Genomic DNA, 21,052 nt, shown 5'->3' with positions numbered 1-21,052 from the left:
AATTTTTGTTAGTTCAAGGACTAAATTATAAGCATTCCATTTTATTATACTGCAAGGAGCAGACAGAATAGACTAAGATTATCGCTGATCTAGGGGCAGAAATAAGGTAACAATCCACAGTAGGATAGAGATTGCTAAAAATTGACTCTTGAGTAGAGTGGCAACAAGATGGCGAAAGCGGCGATTATTGGATTGGGAAGATCGGGAATAGCAGCGGCAAGATGCTTAAAACGGGATGGTTGGCAGGTGACATTAAGCGATCGCTCTGATTCTCCCAGTTTACAAGCACTGCAAACCAATCTGGAAAGAGAAGGAATTATGGTCAATCTTGGTCAAAATCTCAGTCTAGAGGCTTCAGACTTGCCTAATCTTATCGTGGTTAGCCCCGGCGTGCCTTGGGATGCCCCGATTTTAATTACTGCCAGAGAAAAAGGCATCGAGACGATCGGAGAATTAGAATTAGCTTGGCGTTATCTGCAATCTTCCCCTTGGTTGGGGATTACGGGAACTAACGGTAAAACCACCACCACCGCCCTCTGTGCCGCTATTTTTCAAAAAGCGGGGTTAAATGCCCCTTCCTGCGGTAATATCGGCTATGCTGCCTGTGAATTGGCTTTAAAAGCCGATAAATACGATTGGATTATTGCGGAGATTAGTAGTTATCAGATCGAGTCCAGTCGGGATTTAGCGCCGAAAATCGGCATCTGGACAACTTTTACCCCCGATCACCTCAGTCGTCATCAAACCCTGGAAAATTATTATCAGATTAAAGCCTCTTTACTGCAAAGAAGCGATCGCCAAATCCTCAACGGTGATGATCCCTATCTGCGTCAAATCGGTGTTAGTCAATGGCAACAAGCTTACTGGACTTCTGTGAAAGGCAAAGAGGCGCTTTTGGGCGATCCTAGTCGTGGTGTTTATCTGCAAGATAACTGGATCGTGGCTTTTGGGGAGTTAATTGCCCCGGTTAATCTCCTGAAAATGGTGGGTAGTCACAATCAGCAGAATTTGCTTATGGCTGTGGCCGCCGCTAGATTGGCAGGAATCGAGAAAAAAGCCATTACCGAAGCGATCGCCACTTTTCCCGGGGTTGCCCATCGCTTAGAGTACATTTGTACTTATAAAGGACTAGACTTTATTAATGATAGTAAAGCAACTAACTACGATGCCGCCGCAGTGGGTTTACAATCAGTCCCTAGTCCAGCGATTTTAATCGCGGGAGGAGAAGCGAAAGCAGGGGATGATCGGGCTTGGATCGCTGAAATTAAGGCAAAAGTCGCCACTGTGCTGCTGATTGGTGACGCTGCCGCCGATTTTGCCCGTCGTTTACAGTCAGCAGGTTATCAAGATTATGAATGTGTAGAGACGATGGACAGGGCAGTTCAACGTGCGGCTGAATTAGGACTGGCAAAAGAGGCTAAAGTGGTGTTATTATCCCCAGCTTGCGCTAGTTTTGACCAATACCAAAGTTTTGAACATCGCGGCGATCACTTTCGGCAATTGTCCTTACAGTTGTAGGGAGATGGGGGAATGGGGAAGTGGGGAAACTCAACTAAAACCCTAAAACCCCGTTGCGGACGGCTAAGACGTAATTTTTGTTGCCAAAGATACTATTTTTTGGCTAAGTTGGGTAAGATCAGGAGGAGTTAACCAAAAAAATTAAGAGAAAAAAACGTGCTGGGATCGTCCTTCCGTCGTGATCATCTTTTTAACAAGCCCCTGATTACCTGCCTCTTGTCCTGTGTTGCTGTCTTACTACCGATCCCAGTTTTAGCGACACCAGTGGCAGTGTTAAAAAGTCAGGAAAATGCCAATCAATGGACAGATATAACCAATCGTTTGCAAAATGTCGGGGTTAATTACTGCATTCTCCAGAGTAATCAGTGGCAAAGCGACGCGGATTTGAATAAAATTAAGGTTCTAATCATCCCCAACGTCGAGACTATTTCCGGTTTACAAGCTAGTGTCTTGAGTCGTTGGCTGAATCGCGGTGGTAAAATTATCGTCACCGGTCCGGCGGGAAATCTTTCGGAACCTGCGGTGCGCGAGCAACTGCGATCGCTATTTGGGGCTTACTGGGCCTATCCCCACCCTCAAGCTTACACCCTGCGACCGACTAATTTAGGTGAACTGAAAAACCAAAAACCTTTAGCCAGCAGTCTCCTCGGTGGTGTGGTTATCCCCACGGGAATTAATAGCCAAACCGTAGCCGTCTGGGGAGCGCGCAATAATCCCCCTGCCGTTGTCCTCAATAATAACTCGATCTTTCTCGGTTGGCGCTGGGGCAGCGATGCCGTGGCTAATCTCGCCCTCGATAGCGCTTGGCTGGAAACCGCTCTGCAACGCTACGGCATTAATCGCAGTTCTTCTCATAGCACAATTGCGCCCTATTGTCAAGGGCAATCAACAATAGTTAATAATATTAATAATACACCAATGGCGACCGCACCCCGTCGCCCTCTACCCCAGATTGCAGAAAATCCCCCCAGGGAAACGGCGAGATTAAGTCCGAGTACCGAGGCAATTCCCCCCAGAGCGAGCCTAACTTCTCAACAAATTAGCCAGATGACGGCAGAATTGCAGGGATTAATCGGGCGTTATGGGGCGACTCTCTTAGCTTTAGAAGCCAGTAATAATAACACTTTAACTACCGATAAATCCCTAGCACAAGCATTTCATAATCGGGCAAAAAATTCCCCCACCTCGGATGGGGCGAGACGATTCCGTTTAGCCCTAGAAAATGCCCAAGGAACCTTAAATAATTTTCAGAATTTAATCGCTCAGGGGGACTATACCCAAGCGCGGGAATATTGGTTACAAGCGCGGCGAAATCTTTGGGATAATTATCCCACTAATCGACAATTTGCCCAACCAGAAATACGAGCAATGTGGTTAGATCGAGGCACGATCGTACAAGCTAAAAACGAGGAGGATTTAGCTAAAGTATTCGATCGCATGGCGGCAGCGGGTATTAATGTGGTCTTTTTCGAGACAGTTAATGCTAGTTATACTATTTATCCCAGTCAAGTTGCCCCCGAACAAAACCCTTTAACTAGAGGTTGGGATCCCCTCAAAGTTGCCGTTAAATTAGCCCATGAACGCAATATGGAAATCCACGCCTGGGTGTGGGTTTTTGCGGCAGCTAATCAAGCTCATAATAAAGTATTAGAGCAACCATTAAATTATCTCGGTCCAGTTTTATCGCGTAATTCCGATTGGGGTGCAACTAATAAAAGTGGTGGTTCTTTTGATTACAGTCAAGGCACGAAAAAGGCCTTTTTTGATCCTGCTAATCCCGAAGTACAGAACTATCTTTTATCTCTTTACGAGGAAATTGTCAATAATTATGATGTGGATGGCTTGCAGTTAGATTATATTCGTTATCCTTTCCAGAATCAAAATTCTAATCAAACCTATGGTTATGGTAAATCCAGCCGTTGGTTATTTAAACAAATGACAGGAGTTGATCCCATTACTTTAAATCCCCGGGGTGCTTTATGGGAACAATGGACTAGCTTTAAAATCCGTCAGGTTGATACTTTTGTCTCCCAGGTTTCTACTCGTTTAAAACAGATTCGCCCCCAATTAAAAATGTCGGCGGCGGTGTTTCCCCTAGAACAAAAAGAACGGTTATATCGTATTCAGCAAAACTGGGAAGAATGGGGACAAAATCAATGGATAGATATAATATTTTTAATGACTTATGCTCTCGATACAGGGACTTTAGAAGATAAAACCCAGTCTTTATTTGATCGCCAAATTGCAGGAAATGCTCTGATTATACCCGGTATCCGTCTGTTAAAAGTACCCGATCAAGTCACCATCGATCAACTACAATTTATTCGCAATCTTCCCACTTCGGGATTCGCTCTTTTTGCCACAGAAAATCTCAATCCCAACCTGCAAACAATTCTTAATCGCATTCAGGGATCGATAATTACGAAAAAAGCTGAACCTTTACCCCACCGTCAACCCTTTAAAACGGCAGCAGCGCGGTTTAATTCTCTGCGTCAAGAGTGGAGTTTTTTAATAGTTAATAATTTATGGGCAATGGAGGAGCGAACCTTAAAAACTTGGGGGCAAGAAGTGGACGAAATGGCTAATCTATTAGAGCAATTAGCTAATAATCCCAGCCCTCGCAATTTGACTTTAACTCAAAATGCTCTAAAGCGATTTAGCTATCAATTTAAATCTGTGATGTCCAGACAAAAAGATTTATCTGCCTATCAAATACAAGTCTGGGAAAATCGCCTCGCAACCCTACAAAGTCTCCTAAGTTATGGTCAAAGGGTTGAGTTTTAAGTAGTCGTGCAGAATTAATTTCCCAGTAGAGATAGGCACTCTGGCAAGAGACAGCCATCAGTTGTTTTATCCCTACTCTCCTACTCCCTAATCTGTTTCCCAACCCCCAAAACCCGATCAAAATAAAAGACAGCCAGAAGCCTTTGTTCAGCTTCTGACTGGCGGAATTTTAACGACGACGGGTTCTTTGTCGTCTTCGGGCTACTGCTTTACGCTTTCTCTTTTCTTGAGGGGTTTCAAAAAATTGATGCTTTTTGATATCCGCATAAATTCCCGCTTTCGCTACCTGTCGCTTAAAACGACGTAGGGCTGATTCGATCGCCTCGTTCTGACCAACTACCACTTGGGTCATTAACCTAATTCACCTCCTGTAACTGCTCTCTGCCTAAAAAATGCCAACTTCTCATTATAGCACAATCTAGCGTAAAAAGCGATCAAGGCCGCCTTTAATTAGGGCGAAGGCATCTTAAGAGATATCCTGCAAAAGTCTTATTCAGCCACCTGATGATAGCCTAAAGCAAGTTCATAATTGTCAATGCCAGCAAATGGCTCTCTTATTCTTTGTGTGATCAGTTTAACTTATATAGGAGAGAGCGATCTTTGTGTCCTTTGTGTCTTTGTGGTTTGTTCGACTCGCTCGCCAGGATAACTGCATCTTAGAATACATTTTACCCACCAAACCGAAGAGAGCCAGCAAATTTTTGGCTCCGCAAGAAGTTGAGATTTTATAGCTCTCAAAAGGGAGTGGGAATGATCAGATCAAGTTTATTTTCGGTCTGAGGATGACGAAAAGATAATTGTTTAGCGTGTAGGTACAAACGGTCGGACTGCTTACCATTATACAAAAGATCGCCTAAAATTCCTATCCCTAATCCCGCTTGACTATGAACACGAATTTGATGGGTTCTTCCCGTGTAGGGAATAAATTCGAGGCGAGAATAATTGCCTTCTTTACCGATAACTTTAAAATAGGTTTGACTAGCTTTTCCCCTTTGCCAATCCACAGTTTGATAGGGTCGATTTTGCGGATTTCCCCAGAGAGGTAGGTCAATTATACCCGATTCTCGCTCAATAATTTCTGATAATATAGCTTCGTAGATTTTCTCCACTTCTCGCCGTTGAAATTGTTGGGATAAACAACGATAAATATCTAAACTTTTAGCTAGTAATAATATACCAGAAGTTTCTCGGTCTAAACGATGAACGGGAATGACATTTTTTCCCTGACTACGAAACCGATTAACCACAGCATCTTGACTATCTTGATAACGTCCTGCTACCGATAATAATCCCGCAGGTTTATTAATAACAATTATTCCCTCGTCTTCGTAGATAATTTCTAGGGACGAACGTAAACCAGAGAGTAAAAAACCCATGAGAGGTTGACATCTTTCTTGACAAGCACCATAAAATTCTCCCTGTTTTCTATCTCGATTCGATTCTCCCCACCAAAATTCGGCCATGGCGACAGGTTTTAATCCTTTCATGGCGGCATAATTTAATAATTTCGGGGCGCAACATTCCCCTGTTCCCGTCGGTAACAAATTACTGCCCATCAATTTAGCTAAGGAGAGAGATTGTCCAGAAAAGTTGTTTAAACAGTAGGATTGATACAGCAATTCCTGTAACTGTTTGGAGAGGTTCCTACGCTGTTGCTTAAGTTCAATAATTCTCTGATTGGCTAAGTTTATTTTCTCAATTAAGGGTTTTAAAACTTGTTTTTGTTCCTGTTTTAATTGCTTTCTTTCTCTTTTTTCCTGACGACTGAGATTATTTAACTTTTCTAATTCTTCTGAGTTTAAATTTCCTAAGTTTCTTAGTCTATCTCGTTCCTGTTTATGGTTTTGATGTTGTTGCTGTAAAGCTTGGATTTTACGTTCAAAACTTGCTTGATTGAGTCGATATAAATTATGTTCTGGGATTGATTGTAGGGTGATAATTTTCTGTTTAATTGTTTCTAAAAGTTGCAAAACTCGCTTTTCTTCCAGCACAATTTTTTCTCTCCCCACTAGAGATGGAACCCAGCCGGTGGCTTCTCCCTGTCCAGAAAAAGCTTTTAAAATTTCTATTTCGCCATCGGCATTTTCTCCTAACAAAATGCCATACATTTTACCTTCAGGATTGGTGATAGTTGTCATCAAATCTCGGGCAATTTTTTCAGCCAAAAGAGTGCGGGGCAAGCGCAATAACTCGCCCGTTTCGGGACAAATTCCTTGATAATAATAAGTAACTTCCTTCACTCTTTAAGAACAGGAAAAGGGGCCAGAGATACCCCTAAGAAAAACAGTTGGCAAAGAAATCGATAGTTTCCTGTAAAGCGACAATAAAGCGATCGATTTCTTCGCGGGTATTATAAAAATATAGACTTGCCCGCGCGCTGCCGGAAGCATCAAAAAGGCGGTGTAGAGGTTGGGTACAGTGATGACCGGAACGAATAGCGATTCCTTCGTGGTCTAATAAAGTAGCTAAATCACTAGCATGAATCCCTTCCACATTAAAGGCGGCTAAACTAGCCCGACCTTGGCCTGTTAAACTAGGTGATGGTCCGTAAATTCTTAAACCCTCAATTTCTCCTAATTTTTTGAACAAACAGGCGGTTAACTCTTCTTCGTAGGCATGAATATTATCCATACCTAAACCCATTAAATATTCTACCGCAGCACCGAGAGCAATCGCTTCGCCGATAGCGGGGGTTCCCGCTTCAAATTTGTGGGGCAGTTCCGCACAGGTAAAATGGTCTAAATAGACTTCTGCAATCATTTCGCCACCACCAAAAAAGGGCGGCATTGCCTCTAAAATCGCCTCTTTGCCGTACAAAAATCCAATACCGGTGGGGGCGCACATTTTATGACCACTAGCCACCAACCAATCACAATCTATGGACTGCACATCAATGGCTAAATGGGGGACACTTTGACAGGCATCAATTAATACTTTCGCCCCGACTTGATGGGCAAGGCTGACTATTTCGGCAACGGGATTAATACAGCCTAATGTATTGGAAACATGGAGGACAGCCACTAATTTAGTTTTCTCAGATAACAAGGATTTATATTGTTCTAAATCAAAGCTTTCGTCGCTGGTTAATGGCACATATTTAATCACCGCCCCCGTCTTTTGGCAGACAATTTGCCAGGGGATTAAATTACTGTGGTGTTCCATCACCGAGAGAATAATTTCATCCCCTGCTTTCAGGGTATTTAATGCCCAACTGTAGGCGACTAAATTAATCGCTTCCGTGGCGTTGCGAGTATAGACAATTTCCTGACGAGAAGCGGCATTAATAAACCTAGCCACCTTATCTCTGGCCCCTTCGTAGGCTTCCGTTGCCCGGACACTTAAAGTATGCGCCCCCCGATGCACATTGGCGTTATCTTTTTCGTAATAGTTTCGCAGGGTTTCTAAGACTTGAATGGGTTTTTGGGAAGTGGCGGCACTATCGAGATAGATAAGGGGTTTATCGTGTACGGTTTGATGGAGGATAGGGAAATCGGCGCGGACTTTTTGGGCGAGGGTTTTTTCTTGGATAATTGTCATTTTAGTCAGGAGTCAGAGGGGTACTTTGGGCAGGTTGACACCCACCCCGGCAGAGTTATTCCACACTGCGACAGGCGACACATTGCCCCAATCTTTGGCGGAGGGATTCTAGAGGAATTTTAGCTAAAATCTCGGCCGAGAAAGCATCAATTAACAAACTGCGGGCGGTGTCGGCACTTAAGCCCCGGCTTTGCAGATAGAATAAATCATCTGCTTCCAGTTGGCTAATGGTTGCCCCGTGGGAACATTTGACGTTATCGGCGGTAATTTGTAATTCCGGTTTGGTGTTGACTCGTGCCTTGTTAGAAATTAACAAATTCCGATTTAACTGGGAGGCGTTGGTTAATTGGGCGGGTTTGGGAACAAACACTTTACCATTAAAGATGGCGTGAGCGCTACCATCAACGATACATTTATGCAGTTGGTTGGCGATGCCGTGGGGATGGTTGAGATAGATAGCGCTGTGGGTATCGGCGGTTTGTTGTCCGGTAATCATGGCTAATCCGTACAGATTTGTCTCGGTTTGTGCTCCTTTTTGCAGGACATCGAGGTTATGACGGCAGAGTTTAGCTCCTAGATTTATCTCGTTGAGAGTGTAACGGCTATCGTGCGCTTGTTCAATTATCGTGCGTCCGATGTGAAAACCATCTCCCGATTCCCGTTGTACTCTGGTATGGATAACCTCGGCGTTGGCTTCGAGGTAAATTTCCGTGACAGCGTTGGTGAAATAAGAGTAATTTACAGGTAAATCGGAGCAATGTTCGGCTAAAGCTCCGTAATTCTCGATAATATTGACACTGGCTCCCGTTTCCGCCACGATGAGGCTATGGGGCTGATAAAAGCGGGGAATTTCCTCCACAACGGTGATAAATAGGAGATGTATCGGGGTTGTGACGACGGTGTTAGCGGTGACGTGAATTACTGCCCCATCGCTTAGTCCAGCTTGGTTGAGTGCGGTAAAAAATTCGGGGGTTTTTTCTTTCCCTAGATAGTTGACAAGAACATCTTTTTGTGCATTGGCGAGATTGCTGACGCTGACACCGGGGGGTAAAGCGGAGATATCGGACAATTCAGGCTGATAAATGCCGTTAACGAAGACTAGGTGGCTGTTTTTGGCTTCGGGCAGTAAAAAAACAGCTAGGGCATTTTTATTGATTGTAACGGTTTGGGGAGCGCGAAAATCGATCGCCCAGAGTTGACTTAAATCGGTGAATTGCCATTCTTCATCTTTTCTGCCCGGGATGGCTAATTCTTGAGCTTTACTGGCTCCCGATTCTCTTAATTCGAGAATTTTACCGTTATCGATAGTGGGAACCGTTTCTCGCGACAATTTTAACAATAATTCTCCTGATTGTTCAGGTTTCGTGATTATGGCTGTCATTGGTAGGAGGGGTTGGAGGGTTGGGGGTTGGGGTGTAGGGTGTGGGGTGCGGGGTGTGGGGTGTAGGGTGTAGGGAAGGAAACCTCTTTCATCTGTGGGGGTGAAAATTTTTTCATCGGGACTGACTACTGATAACTGATAACTGATAACTGATAGCTAGATTATTTAACGGCTAATAATTGTTCGTCGAGGAAATCGTAGCCAGTTCTTTCTAATTCAAGAGCTAATTCTTTACCGCCACTGGTGACAATGCGCCCATCGTACATAACATGAATAACATCGGGTTCAATGTAGTTGAGCAGACGCTGATAGTGAGTGATAAGTAAAAAAGCGTTATCGGGAGTAGCTAAGTGATTGACTCCCTGGGCAACAATTCGCAAAGCATCGATGTCTAAACCGGAGTCAATTTCATCGAGAATTCCTAAAGTGGGTTCTAATAAAGCCATTTGGAGGATTTCATTACGTTTTTTCTCACCACCGGAGAAACCTTCGTTTAAACTTCTGCCAAGAAAGCTAGGATTCATCTGGACAACTTCTAGTTTTTTCTCGACTAATTCCTCAAAGTCAAAACTATCTAATTCTTCCGAGCCTAAATATTTTTGTCTGGCATTATAGGCAACGCGAAGAAAATCGAGGTTACTAACGCCGGGGATTTCTAAGGGATATTGGAAAGCGAGAAAGATACCCATAAGCGCTCGTTCATCGGGTTCTTTGTCTAAAAGATTTTCACCTTTATAAATTATTTCTCCCCCAGTTACTTCATAATCGGGATGTCCAGCAATTACTTTGGAAAAGGTACTTTTTCCTGAGCCATTGCGTCCCATAATTGCGTGGGTTTCCCCTGCTTTAATTTCGAGGTTAACTCCTTTAAGAATCTGATTTCCATCAATACTAGCGGTCAGATTTTTTACCGATAAAATTACTTCACTCATGTTTTTTTGTTGGCAACTGCAAATATTTCTAGAAACTAATTATATTTCAGCGAACACTGATAACTGATAACTGATAACTGATAACTGTTATCCGACGGTTCCTTCTAGCTTGAGACTGAGGAGTTTATCAGCTTCGGCGGCGAATTCCATCGGTAATTTACTGAGGACATCCTTACAGAAACCACTGACTAACATAGAGACAGCATCTTCTTCGGAAATGCCCCGTTGTGCGAAGTAGAATAATTGGTCTTCACCGATTTTAGAAGTAGAAGCTTCGTGTTCTACTTTAGCACTGTTGTTATCCACCTGAATATAGGGAAAAGTGTTAGCTTCGGCATTATCTCCAATCAGCATAGAATCACACTGGGAGTAATTTCTTGCTCCCTTGGCTTTCGGTCCCATTTTCACTAACCCGCGATAGCTATTTTGGGAGTTACCCGCAGAAATCCCCTTAGAAATAATGGTACTCTTGGTGTTGCGGCCAATGTGAATCATTTTCGTACCTGTATCGGCCTGTTGTTTGTTATTAGTTAGGGCAATTGAGTAGAATTCCCCGACGGAATTATCGCCGACTAAGACACAACTGGGATACTTCCAAGTAATTGCCGAACCAGTTTCCACCTGCGTCCAAGAAATCTTAGAATTAACTCCTTTACACAGACCCCGTTTAGTGACGAAATTGTATATACCTCCCTTACCATTGGCATCGCCAGCGTACCAATTTTGTACGGTCGAATATTTAATATCCGCATTATCGAGGGCGACTAATTCCACGACGGCGGCATGAAGTTGATTACTATCGTACATCGGAGCGGTGCAACCTTCTAAATAACTTACCGATGCCCCTTCTTCAGCGACAATTAAAGTTCTTTCAAATTGTCCTGTCTCACCGTTATTAATCCGAAAATAGGTGGACAATTCCATCGGACAGGCAACACCTTTGGGAATAAAAACAAAGGAACCATCGCTAAAAACAGCAGAATTAAGAGCGGCAAAATAATTATCACCCACGGGGACTACACTGCCGAGATATTTTTGTACTAATTCGGGATGTTCCTGTAAAGCTTCCGAAATAGAACAGAAAATAACCCCCTGTTCTGCTAGTTTTTCTTTAAAAGTTGTGGCGATAGAAACGCTGTCAAAGATAGCATCGACGGCGACGTTAGAAAGGCGTTTTTGTTCCGAAAGGGGAATGCCTAATTTTTCAAAGGTTTCGATTAAAGTGGGGTCAACTTCTTCAAGACTGTTGAGTTTTGCTTTTTTCTGTTTGGGTGCAGAGTAGTAGATAATATTTTGATAATCAATGGCAGGATAGGAAACGTGTGGCCAACTGGGTTCGGTCATCTTTTGCCATTGATGGTAGGCCCGGAGACGAAAATCGAGCATGAATTCTGGTTCCTTCTTTTTCGCCGAAATTAGGCGAATAATCTCCTCATTCAAACCGCGAGGGATGGTTTCCGATTCGATATCGGTGATGAAACCGTACTTGTAGGGTTGGTTAACGAGGTTTTTAACGGTGGTTGCACTCATGGGGGTTAGTGTTCTCTCTACGCGGTAGGCAGGGGAGGCAGTTAAACAACTTTCCTGTTGTTTAACTTGATTATATAATAGATTAACAACAAAGCTGTTGTCAAAGTCACGGAAAATTTGAGAGGATGCTGATAAACCTCTGTTATTCAAGTTACTCTGTAGGGGTAATTGGCCGCTCCTTGACCCTCAGCAATTGTACGCTAAAGCCTCTGTTTTTGGTATCATGACCACGACTCAACCCGCCTCGACGAAAGACGATATTCTACAATATTTGCTCAAAAACGGTCAATCTACTGCCCAAGACTTGGCCGAGGAGTTAAGCATTAGTCCGCAAGCGACGCGACGCCATCTTAAGGATTTGGAGGGGGAAGGACTGATCGAATATTTTGCGGTACAAAATAAGATAGGACGACCCCAGCATATTTATCGTCTCAGTCGTCAAGGTCGTGGCCGTTTTCCCCATAATTACGATAATTTCGCTGTTTCTTTCCTCAATACTCTCGTGGAGACGGTGGGAGAGCAACAGGTGGGGGAAATTCTCAAAAAACAGTGGCAACGCAAAGCGGCAGAATATCAATTGCGCCTCGGCAAGGGGTCTTTAGGGGAAAGAATGAGAAAATTGCTGGAAATTCGCCAAGAGGAGGGTTATATGGCAGAATTAGTGGCACTGGAAGCAGAAAATAGTTATATCCTGGCCGAGCATCATTGCGCTATTGCTGAGGTCGCCGGTTCCTATCCCAGTATCTGTGGCCATGAATTAGAAATGTTTGCCATGCTGCTTCCCGATTGTACGATCGAACGGACTCACTGGATCAATCAAGGTGAGCAACGATGTGGTTATCTAATTAAGTGCAAGGGATGACAGAGAAAGATTAGAGATTTTCATCGGGATTTATGCCCAATTCCCGCAGTTTAGCCGCTAATTTTGCGGATTTCTGCCTTTCCTGTTCAACTTGGTTTTCTGCCTGTTGTGCCGCTTCTGCGGGAGTGGGTACTAATTCACCTTCGGGGGTAAAATAGCGCAATTTATTGGCAGATAAACCCAAATATAAGCCTAATTGTTGACTCCAGAGCCGTCCCTGAGCATTGGGGGTAATCGGTTGATATTGACCGCTAATTAGGGTAAATCCTTGAAATTCTCGGCTTTCTGGGTCAAACCAAAAATAATCGGGAGTGCGAAATATATCCTGATAAATTTGTTTTTTCTCCTCTCGGTCAACTTTGGCGGTACTATCGGAGAGAATTTCCACAATTAAATTGGGATATTTACCCTCTTCTCGCCAAACTACCCAACTTCTGCGGTTAGGATTGGGATTTGTCCCCAAAACCACGAAAAAATCGGGACCACGACAGAATTCTGGCTTTTTCTGGTTGGGACTGTAATAAATGGTTAAATTGCCGGCGGCAAAATAATCTTCTCGCTCGCGCCACCACCATTCTAAACACTGAATTAATAAAATAATTTGTTGTAGATATAGGTTACTTTCCAAGGGTGGTTCATCACTCCAAAATTCGCCTTCTGGGAAGATTATCTCGGGGTTTACATGAGACTCCACTAGGGGTAAGCTTTGAGCGATAGTCATGGTTTTCCAACAGAGATAAGTAGGGAGGCACAATTATTTGTAGGATGGGTTAGCGGTAGCGTAACCCATGCAGGCGTTGGGTTTCATGCTTCAACCCAACCTACGTTCATCTTATATTTAATTCCACCCACCCACTTAGGTTGATATTTAATTATAAATTACAGCCTTCTCTCATCAAGATAAAGTACAAGTGTATTGGATATTATCCCTAGACTACCCCGAAAACCAGAGACTTTTGACCTCACCTAACCCGCACCGCTGCCCAATAAAAATAAACTTAACAGGGTGCCACCATTCCAGAGACTATGAACCAACATCGAGGATAATAAATTTTTCGAGCGGGTGTAAACAAAGCCAAGAACACAACCTAGGACGGTTAAAGGCAGCACTTCTGACAAATTTTGGTGAGCAAGGGCGAAAATCAAACTACTAAGGGTAATCGCACCCCAGACGGGTAGATAACGAGTCAAAGAAGCTAGTAAAAAGCCGCGAAAGACAATTTCCTCGAAAAAAGGAGCGGCAAGGGAAGCAGTAAAGCCAAAACAGAGCAAAGCGAAGGTATTCTGGGATTCTAGGGCTAAAGTCAGCAGCGGGTTACTACCCCCTTGTCCTTGCCAAATTAGTTGATTGAGCAAAGAAACGATAATAACCAGGGGTAAAGCGACAAAATAGCCGGCTAATCCCCAGAGAAACCAAGGACTAAAGAGTTTAAAACGAAACCAATCGGGAGGTAAAGGGCGAAAAGGCTTGATCGCTAGGTATAAAACCGATAAACTGCTCACTGTTAAGGCTAAATAACTAACTACAACGTATATTGCTTTAGCTTCTAGGTTAAATTGTTCGGGATTGAGACTCAAGAAACTCGATAAAATCCCGAAAATTACTGGTAAAACAATTTGTCCGACGAAAAAGAAACCGATAATTATTCCCCACCAGAGGGTTTCTCCTCCCCACTTAGTTTGCCAAGCGAGACTATCATCTAGAAAGAGCAGCGATCGCTGTTTACGGAGCAGCCACTGCACTAATAAAAATATCAACAGCACAAAACCGATTAAACCGCCGATAAGAGGCAACAAAGCCACTAAAATTAGTTTAATTAAGGCATTAGCCGCCACTTCACTCTGTTCTTCCTCTAAAGCGAGTAAATCCTCTTGACGATTTTCGAGACTATATAATTTTTCCAGAATGGTATAACGAAACCATCCTTGAAAATTGCGCTCGATTCTCGCTTCAGCATCGGCAGCAATTTCGGGGGGTTCACTGTACAATCCCTCTAACAGCAGCGCATTTTGTAAAACAGCAGGTTTATAGTTCTCAAATGCTGATTTTTCCTTGATGTCTTGCCAGATTTTCCGTGCCGAATCCAAGTCACCTTGACTAGCTTGAATGAGACTTAATTTCAGTTCTAAATCTTTTAAGGAATTGATTTCGCGCTCAAGAGATTTTTTTTGTTCGGGATTAACTGCTGATTTTTTTAGTTCGGTGATTGTTTTTTTGGCACTTTTCTGGGCTGATAAATACTGTTCCTCGGCAGTGCTGTAGGGATCTTCACCGATCAGGGAAGTTTGCATTAATTTAAGATTAGCAAATTCCTCGCTATTAGGGTCAGCATCGCTGCTGAGAGTCGTGACTTGTAGGTTGAGATTGGTTTGATATAGTTGAATATTCGATTGGATTTGGGGCTGATTAACGCTAGAAATTAAAGCCGTAACCACTGGAGTTAAAGCAATAATTGTTAAGACAAAAGCGATCGCTTGTTTGAGACTTTGCCAGGGGAGTTTTTTTGAGAAATTATCAAACATGAAAATAGTTAAGTGGGAGTTAGAGGTTAGCTGATGGGGTTTTAGGGTTTTAGGGTTTTAGTTGAAATTCCCCTATTCCCTATAGGTAGGTATTAAAAATTGTCAGATACCACCCTTATCAAGGGGGGATTAAGGGGGGAGCTATCTTCAATTTAATTATAACTACTTACCCTAATTATTAACTAATTACTTGAGAAAAAAGCTTTTCGTATTGATCCAAAGTCTTTTCAAAGGCATAATTTTCTTCCGCGTATTGTCGTCCTTTTTCTCCTAGTATAGTTGCTAAATCTGGGTTTTTGTATAGCTTTAAAATAGCTGTAGCTAATGCCTCCGGATCTTCAGGATTAATCACCAAACCACCACCACTGCGCTCGATCGCCCTAGCAGCAGTTCCAGCGGCGGGAACAGAAGCAATAATAGCACGGCCACTAGCTAATAATACCTGAATTTTGGACGGCATATTAAAGGAAATCACGTTATGTTTTTGCATCACCATACCCACATCAGCGGCGGCTAACATTTCTGGTAATTTTTCCCGGGGTTGAAAGGGTAATAAAAGCACATTACTGGTCCCCTGTTCTTGGCGATACTTTTCTAGGCGATCAAGTGCTTCTTTTTTACCAACAATTACCACTTGAATCTCAGGAATATTAACTAAGTGAACTGCGGCATCGATCAGAGTTTCTAAGGGTTGAGTTAGGGCAATATTGCCAGAATATAAAACAATAAACTTGCCCTCAAGATGATTTTCTTGGCGGAAATAATTATTGTTTTTTGGCAGAGGTTTAATAAAGCTCACATCCACCCAATTAGGAATTTCAATAATTTTCTGACTCGGCACATTTTTAGTTAGAAGGTTTTTGGTAAAACCATCGGCAATAACCGAGATTTTGCTGGCAGTTTTGTAGGCAAATTTTTCGAGACCACTAAAAACCTTAATCATTTTCCGATTAGTTAATAATCCCACATGAACTGCCGCATCGGGCAGAATATCCTGTAAATTTAGAATAATCGGCACCCCATATAATTTACTCAATAAAGCTGCGGGAACGCAAACGGGTAATCCGGGGACAGTTAAGAAAATTAGATCAGGTTTTTCACCCTTGAGAGCCTGAAAGAAACTCAAAAAAACAAAGCTCAATTCAAATAAAATACGATTTTTTAGACTTCTTTGGGGGCGAGACCAAACGTAGGAACGTTGAATTCTAACACCATTTCGTTCTTCTTCCAGATAGATTTTTCCTCGGTATTCGGGATCGATTTCACTATTAGGATACCAAGGAAAGGCGGTTAAAACCCTAACTTGATGACCTCTTTTAACCAATCCCTCCGCCAATTCTGTCATTAGGGGAGCAATGCCGATCGGTTCAGGATAATAGTTATAAGAATAGAGCAAAATTCGCATAGGGATGGCAATTTGGTTAGGCGATTCAGTTTCATGATTTTATCAATAGTTGCTGGTTTTTTGACAAATCAGATGCGCCTTTGTTAGGGATTACCCTAGAAAGAGGTGAGCATTCGGTCAGAGAGGCGGAAAAAAGGGGAAATTGGCTAATAAATTAATCCTCAAAACCCCCTTACCCCTGCCTCAATACTGACCCTTATTTTTCCCTTACCCGGTGGCCGATATCGCGACGATAATAGATGCCCTGAAAGTGTATCCTGTTCACCGATTGATAGGCAAGTTCGATCGCCTGATTAAAATTAGCTCCCATAGCAGTGACACCCAAAACCCGGCCGCCATCGGTGAAGATATCGCCGTGTTTTAAAACCGTGCCAGCGTGGAAAACGATCGCCCCTGCGGTTTCAGCTGCCTTAATTCCCGTGATTAACTGGCCTTTTTCGTAGTGGTCGGGATAACCGGCAGAGGCAGCCACCACACAAACGGCACTACCAGATCGCCATTGTAAAGAGGGGAAATCAGTTAATTTTTGTTGAGCGCAAGCCAGCAGTAGGGGTGCCAGGGCAGTTTCCAGTAGGGGTAAAACCGCTTGAGTTTCGGGATCGCCAAAACGACAGTTAAATTCGAGAACTTTTGGCTCTCCGGCGGGGGAAATCATTAAACCGGCGTAGAGGACTCCCCGATAGTCAATGCCGCGTTTTTGCAGGGTGGCGACGATGGGGGCGAGGATGTCTCGGTCCACCGCTTCGATAATGGCGGCGGTGGCTATGGGTGCGGGGGCATAAACTCCCATCCCGCCGGTATTTTTGCCGGTATCGCCTTCACCGATGCGCTTGTGATCTTGGGCGGGTAGCAGGGAACGAAAACTGATCCCATCGGTGAGGGTGAGGATGGACACTTCTTCCCCTTCTAGGAATTCTTCCACCACGACTTTAGTAAAGCCACTGGTAAAAAGATCATCGATCGCTTCTAGGGCCATATCTACGGTTTCGGCGACAATTACCCCTTTTCCTGCGGCTAATCCGTCGGCTTTCACCACAATTGGCGCTCCTTGCTCTCGGATATAAGTTTTTGCTAATTCTGCATCGGTAAAGGTTTCGGAAGTGGCGGTGATAACTCCGGCTTCGCTCATTAATTCTTTGGCCCAGGATTTGCTCGATTCAATTAAGGCCCCGGTTTGTGTGGGGCCAAAAACGGCAATTTCCTGGGCGAGAAGATAATCGGTAATGCCGAGGGAGAGGGGATATTCTGGACCGACAACCACCAGATCGACGCTATTTTCCTGGGCAAAACGGCTAATTTCAGCAAAATCCTCCATTGCTAGGGGGATATTTTCACATTGAGGTAAAATTGCCGTTCCCCCATTACCTGGAATACAGAACACTTGTTCTACTTGAGGCGATTGTAGGAGTTTCCAAGCTAGAGCGTGTTCTCGACCACCACTGCCGATAACGATAATTTTCACGGATAGACGCAGCCTAAATGACGATGGTTTAATTATCCCCTAGCTCTGGGGTGCCATTGGCTAGAAGTTGAGATTACTTAACTTTTTAATCCTCGCTCCCCACCTGTTGAGCAATAACCCTAGTCCTAGTCCTACGGAGGTGATCAGATAAGTAGCTGGTTATAATTAAATTAAAAATGGATTTTAGGTTCGATCCCCCCTGCCCCCCTTGATAAGGGGGGTGTCTGACAACTTTTAACGCCTACCTACTTAACTGCTGTAAAGGAGTCAATTGTGATTAGATAGTAGATGCTCCCTTCTTAGGCTGTCCCTATTTTGGGTCATTCTACGCCATCGAGTTGGCTCTCTCGGACATGGGGTCAAAAATATTCACAATATTAGATTATGGGCGCAAGCGTTGCCTCCTTACATTGCACCCGGTGCGATTGAGAGAGCCAAGAAAAATCGATTTTATCTGATCTAAGTCCCCGTTAAAAATCAATCTATCTTCTAGATTATTCGGAATTTACTCCTAAGTATTTTTATTGTCTATGCCCTGTCATTTATCCCTGAATCAACTAGCTCAATTATTATCCTTACAAGATAAAGCTGACATAAGTTTTAGTCCCGATAGTTTAGTATCTGGCATTAATACCGATAGCCGCAGTATTGAGTCAGGACAAGCATTTTTAGCTTTAAAAGGTGATAATTTTAATGGTCATGATTTTATCGATATGGCTATCGAAAGAGGAGCAGCGGCCTTGATTGTTGATCAGCCAGTTTCGGTAAATTCTTCTAAAAATATTCCTGTATTCCTAGTCCAGAACACCCTAGAAACCTATCAGCAATTAGGCCACTGGTGGCGGAATCAATTTACTATACCCGTGATTGCTATTACGGGATCGGTGGGGAAAACCACCACTAAAGAATTAATCGCCTCCCTATTAGCAACCCGGGGAAAGGTACACAAAACCCTGGCTAATTATAACAATGAGATCGGAGTGCCGAAAACTCTCCTCGAACTGGATGAAACTCACGACAGTGCCGTAATCGAGATGGGAATGCGGGGACGAGGAGAAATTGCCCTGCTCGCTCAAATCGCCCAACCGACCATCGCAGTGATTACTAATGTGGGAACCGCTCACATCGGTCGTTTAGGGTCGGAATCGGCGATCGCAGAGGCTAAATGCGAGTTATTGTCCGAGTCTCCTTCTGGTAGTATAGCTGTTCTTAACTACGATCACCCTTTACTTACGGAAACAGCTAAACGGGTATGGCAGGGGGAAACAATTACCTATGGCTTCTCTGGCGGCGATATAGTCGGGGAATTACTGGATTTAACTACTTTACGAGTCAATGGACTAGATTTTAACTTACCTTTATCTGGTCGTCATCACGCTTTAAATTTTATGGCAGCCTTGGCTGTAGCGAAAATTTTAGGCATCGATTGGACTTCTTTGCAACAGGGAATTAAAGTTAATTTACCCAGTGGTCGGGCCAAACGTTACCAATTAGCAACCGATATCCTACTCCTCGATGAAACCTATAACGCCGGTCTAGAATCAATGTTAGCGGCCTTGGATTTACTGAAAGCTACCCCCGGTCAGCGTCATCTTGCTGTTTTAGGCACGATGAAGGAGTTAGGGTCTTTTTCGGAGCAATTACATCGCCAAGTCGGTGAGAGGGTGCAAAAACTAGGCATAGATCGCTTGTTTGTCTTGGTGGACGACCCCGAAGCTAAGTTTATTGCTGAGGCCGCTACTGGGGTCGCTTGCGAATGTTTTCAAACTCACGCAGATTTAATTAATCGTTTAAAGGAAGTGATTGATTCAGGCGATCGCATTTTATGCAAGGCTTCCCATTCCGTCGGTTTAAATCGGGTGGTGGAGGAGTTAATCAGTGATATTGGGGGTTAGGGAATAGGTGTTAGAGAATAGAGCATTTTTTAGCAAGAATAGCCGATTAAAAACTGTTTTTTCGGGTATTTTAGTCCTAGTTTTCTTTTTTTCGGCCGCGCAAGTCTCTTTTGCTCAAGAATCGAGACGACTGGAGACTTATCTCCCAGATCTCAGTGGTTTAGCTTGGGTGGAAGCGGATATTTTTCTAGGGGTTCACGATGCCAAAAATAAGGGCAAAAAAAGTGATCCATCTCAAGCAAGACTCAGTCTTTTACAGCTACCTACGCAGGAAAAACCGCTATTATGGCAGGTTTTAAGGGTAGATTGGCCAAATCCAGAGGGATTGAGTAACGATCTCGAAAGTATTACTCATATTCCTCAAACTAACTTATTTTTGTTGGCTGAAAGTGGCGAGAAAAAACCTTTTCAAAGACTGTTTTTAGCAGCATACAGCCAGCAAAAAGTCAAGATAGTTGAGCAAATAAATTGGCCGATCGCGGTGGACAATGTAGAGGCGATCGCTGTTAGTCGGCAAGGCGATCGTTATCTATTTATCTACGCAGAACGGGCCGATAGTCAAGAGAGTACAAAAATTCGCTGGACGGATATCTCGTTCAATCCCTTAAAATTCGGGGAATTTCGGTCGGTAACTTTTCGGAGTCCTTTTGGTAGTGGTAAAAATATTCGCCTCATCTCCGATTTAGCCGTAGATAAGCAAGGTAATATCTACATAGCTTCTGCTTACGATCCAGATAGTGCGGGAGTGTTTAGAAGTGCTGTTTACCGTATCGGTCAAGTTACAGCCGATAATAGCCTAATTCTTGCCCCTAATTCCCAAAAAATTGCAGAAATCGACGGCTCGAAAGTGGAAGCGGTGACCACCAGAGAATCTCCGAGAGGGAAAATAGAAGTCTTTATCGGTACGGATGACGAGAATTATGGCGGTTTTCTGCGACCTTTGCTCTTAGATAATTAGGGTTTGTTGTACTGAATTTAAACTGCCTATGAGAATTTTTAGTACAAATGCTCGAACTTTCTCTCCTTGCTCCCTTCTCTCCCATAATTACTCGCAGCTAGAAATCCGCTAGACCGCAGCATAATTTGTGCTTTTTGTCAAAAAAACTTTTTTTTTGCAATAAAACTACACAAAAAAAAGATCATCGTTGTGGGTGAAATTGACTCATTTACCTGTCTTAATTAGGATCACCTTCTAGGTGTGGCAAGGGTTTCAACCGTTGCTG

15 protein-coding genes are annotated in these 21,052 nt (G+C 43.4%); 5 read left to right on the top strand and 10 right to left on the bottom strand.

What is annotated here, in order from left to right; all coding sequences use genetic code 11:
• Positions 1 to 168: 168 nt before the first annotated feature.
• Entirely contained in the window at positions 169 to 1,518 is a 1,350-nt protein-coding gene (gene murD / locus PN470_RS16905; protein WP_002739189.1) for a UDP-N-acetylmuramoyl-L-alanine--D-glutamate ligase, read from the top strand.
• 156 nt (positions 1,519 to 1,674) lie between these two features.
• The gene (locus PN470_RS16900; protein ID WP_271939465.1) at positions 1,675 to 4,302 is read left to right on the top strand and encodes a glycoside hydrolase family 10 protein; all 2,628 of its coding nucleotides are present in this window, start codon (positions 1,675 to 1,677) and stop codon (positions 4,300 to 4,302) included.
• Positions 4,303 to 4,471: 169 nt separating this feature from the next.
• On the opposite strand, the gene rpsU is transcribed toward PN470_RS16900, so the two are convergent.
• From rpsU to sufB, 6 genes are all read right to left on the bottom strand, one after another.
• A complete protein-coding gene (gene rpsU, locus PN470_RS16895; RefSeq protein ID WP_002738938.1) occupies positions 4,472 to 4,654 on the bottom strand; it encodes a 30S ribosomal protein S21 in 183 nt (60 codons plus the stop codon).
• 382 nt (positions 4,655 to 5,036) lie between these two features.
• Positions 5,037 to 6,542, bottom strand: coding sequence for an RluA family pseudouridine synthase (locus PN470_RS16890; protein WP_272104841.1), 1,506 nt, complete (start codon positions 6,540 to 6,542; stop codon positions 5,037 to 5,039).
• A gap of 34 nt (positions 6,543 to 6,576) precedes the next feature.
• Complete coding sequence (locus PN470_RS16885; RefSeq protein WP_272104840.1) at positions 6,577 to 7,839, bottom strand: SufS family cysteine desulfurase; 1,263 nt, start codon at positions 7,837 to 7,839, stop codon at positions 6,577 to 6,579.
• Between the two features lie 55 nt (positions 7,840 to 7,894).
• Positions 7,895 to 9,220, bottom strand: coding sequence for a Fe-S cluster assembly protein SufD (sufD, locus tag PN470_RS16880; RefSeq protein WP_272104839.1), 1,326 nt, complete (start codon positions 9,218 to 9,220; stop codon positions 7,895 to 7,897).
• Positions 9,221 to 9,381: 161 nt separating this feature from the next.
• Complete coding sequence (sufC, locus tag PN470_RS16875; RefSeq protein ID WP_002778368.1) at positions 9,382 to 10,152, bottom strand: Fe-S cluster assembly ATPase SufC; 771 nt, start codon at positions 10,150 to 10,152, stop codon at positions 9,382 to 9,384.
• 87 nt (positions 10,153 to 10,239) lie between these two features.
• Positions 10,240 to 11,682 (bottom strand): Fe-S cluster assembly protein SufB, encoded by a 1,443-nt coding sequence (gene sufB / locus PN470_RS16870; protein WP_159250578.1) that lies wholly within the window; start codon positions 11,680 to 11,682, stop codon positions 10,240 to 10,242.
• A gap of 223 nt (positions 11,683 to 11,905) precedes the next feature.
• Between sufB and sufR the strand changes: the two genes are divergently transcribed.
• Complete coding sequence (sufR, locus tag PN470_RS16865) at positions 11,906 to 12,544, top strand: iron-sulfur cluster biosynthesis transcriptional regulator SufR (protein WP_016514657.1); 639 nt, start codon at positions 11,906 to 11,908, stop codon at positions 12,542 to 12,544.
• Between the two features lie 10 nt (positions 12,545 to 12,554).
• On the opposite strand, the gene PN470_RS16860 is transcribed toward sufR, so the two are convergent.
• The 4 genes from PN470_RS16860 to purD form a co-directional block, all read right to left on the bottom strand.
• Positions 12,555 to 13,265 carry a Uma2 family endonuclease gene (locus tag PN470_RS16860; RefSeq protein ID WP_272104838.1) on the bottom strand — a complete coding sequence of 237 codons (711 nt, stop codon included), beginning with the start codon at positions 13,263 to 13,265 and terminating at the stop codon, positions 12,555 to 12,557.
• A gap of 245 nt (positions 13,266 to 13,510) precedes the next feature.
• On the bottom strand, positions 13,511 to 15,067 hold the full coding sequence (locus tag PN470_RS16855) for a CPBP family intramembrane glutamic endopeptidase (RefSeq protein ID WP_272104837.1): 1,557 nt from the start codon (positions 15,065 to 15,067) through the stop codon (positions 13,511 to 13,513).
• Positions 15,068 to 15,245: 178 nt separating this feature from the next.
• Positions 15,246 to 16,472, bottom strand: a complete 1,227-nt coding sequence (locus PN470_RS16850) for a glycosyltransferase family 4 protein (RefSeq protein WP_271939482.1) — start codon at positions 16,470 to 16,472, stop codon at positions 15,246 to 15,248.
• A 196-nt stretch (positions 16,473 to 16,668) separates the two neighbouring features.
• A complete protein-coding gene (gene purD / locus PN470_RS16845) occupies positions 16,669 to 17,934 on the bottom strand; it encodes a phosphoribosylamine--glycine ligase (RefSeq protein WP_002738651.1) in 1,266 nt (421 codons plus the stop codon).
• Between the two features lie 530 nt (positions 17,935 to 18,464).
• Here purD and PN470_RS16840 point away from each other — a divergent pair.
• Together PN470_RS16840 and PN470_RS16835 are read left to right on the top strand one after the other, a co-directional pair.
• Positions 18,465 to 19,829, top strand: coding sequence for a UDP-N-acetylmuramoyl-tripeptide--D-alanyl-D-alanine ligase (locus PN470_RS16840; RefSeq protein WP_271939485.1), 1,365 nt, complete (start codon positions 18,465 to 18,467; stop codon positions 19,827 to 19,829).
• 7 nt (positions 19,830 to 19,836) lie between these two features.
• Entirely contained in the window at positions 19,837 to 20,787 is a 951-nt protein-coding gene (locus PN470_RS16835; protein WP_103113116.1) for a hypothetical protein, read from the top strand.
• Positions 20,788 to 21,052: the final 265 nt, after the last annotated feature.

Source organism: Microcystis sp. CS-574 (genome assembly GCF_028329095.1).
GTDB classification, from domain to species: domain Bacteria; phylum Cyanobacteriota; class Cyanobacteriia; order Cyanobacteriales; family Microcystaceae; genus Microcystis; species Microcystis ichthyoblabe_A.
The sequence above is the reverse complement of the archived record's forward strand: the minus strand, read 5'-3'. Positions and strand labels throughout refer to the sequence as shown.

Excerpts from the sequence above, each read along its gene's own strand:
- sufR (WP_016514657.1), top strand. The coding sequence starts at position 11,906 with ATGACCACGACTCAACCCGCCTCGACGAAAGACGATATTCTACAATAT.
- PN470_RS16860 (WP_272104838.1), bottom strand. The coding sequence starts at position 13,265 with ATGACTATCGCTCAAAGCTTACCCCTAGTGGAGTCTCATGTAAACCCC.
- PN470_RS16850 (WP_271939482.1), bottom strand. The coding sequence starts at position 16,472 with ATGCGAATTTTGCTCTATTCTTATAACTATTATCCTGAACCGATCGGC.
- murD (WP_002739189.1), top strand. The coding sequence starts at position 169 with ATGGCGAAAGCGGCGATTATTGGATTGGGAAGATCGGGAATAGCAGCG.
- sufB (WP_159250578.1), bottom strand. The coding sequence starts at position 11,682 with ATGAGTGCAACCACCGTTAAAAACCTCGTTAACCAACCCTACAAGTAC.
- sufC (WP_002778368.1), bottom strand. The coding sequence starts at position 10,152 with ATGAGTGAAGTAATTTTATCGGTAAAAAATCTGACCGCTAGTATTGAT.
- rpsU (WP_002738938.1), bottom strand. The coding sequence starts at position 4,654 with ATGACCCAAGTGGTAGTTGGTCAGAACGAGGCGATCGAATCAGCCCTA.
- PN470_RS16840 (WP_271939485.1), top strand. The coding sequence starts at position 18,465 with ATGCCCTGTCATTTATCCCTGAATCAACTAGCTCAATTATTATCCTTA.
- PN470_RS16855 (WP_272104837.1), bottom strand. The coding sequence starts at position 15,067 with ATGTTTGATAATTTCTCAAAAAAACTCCCCTGGCAAAGTCTCAAACAA.
- PN470_RS16885 (WP_272104840.1), bottom strand. The coding sequence starts at position 7,839 with ATGACAATTATCCAAGAAAAAACCCTCGCCCAAAAAGTCCGCGCCGAT.
- sufD (WP_272104839.1), bottom strand. The coding sequence starts at position 9,220 with ATGACAGCCATAATCACGAAACCTGAACAATCAGGAGAATTATTGTTA.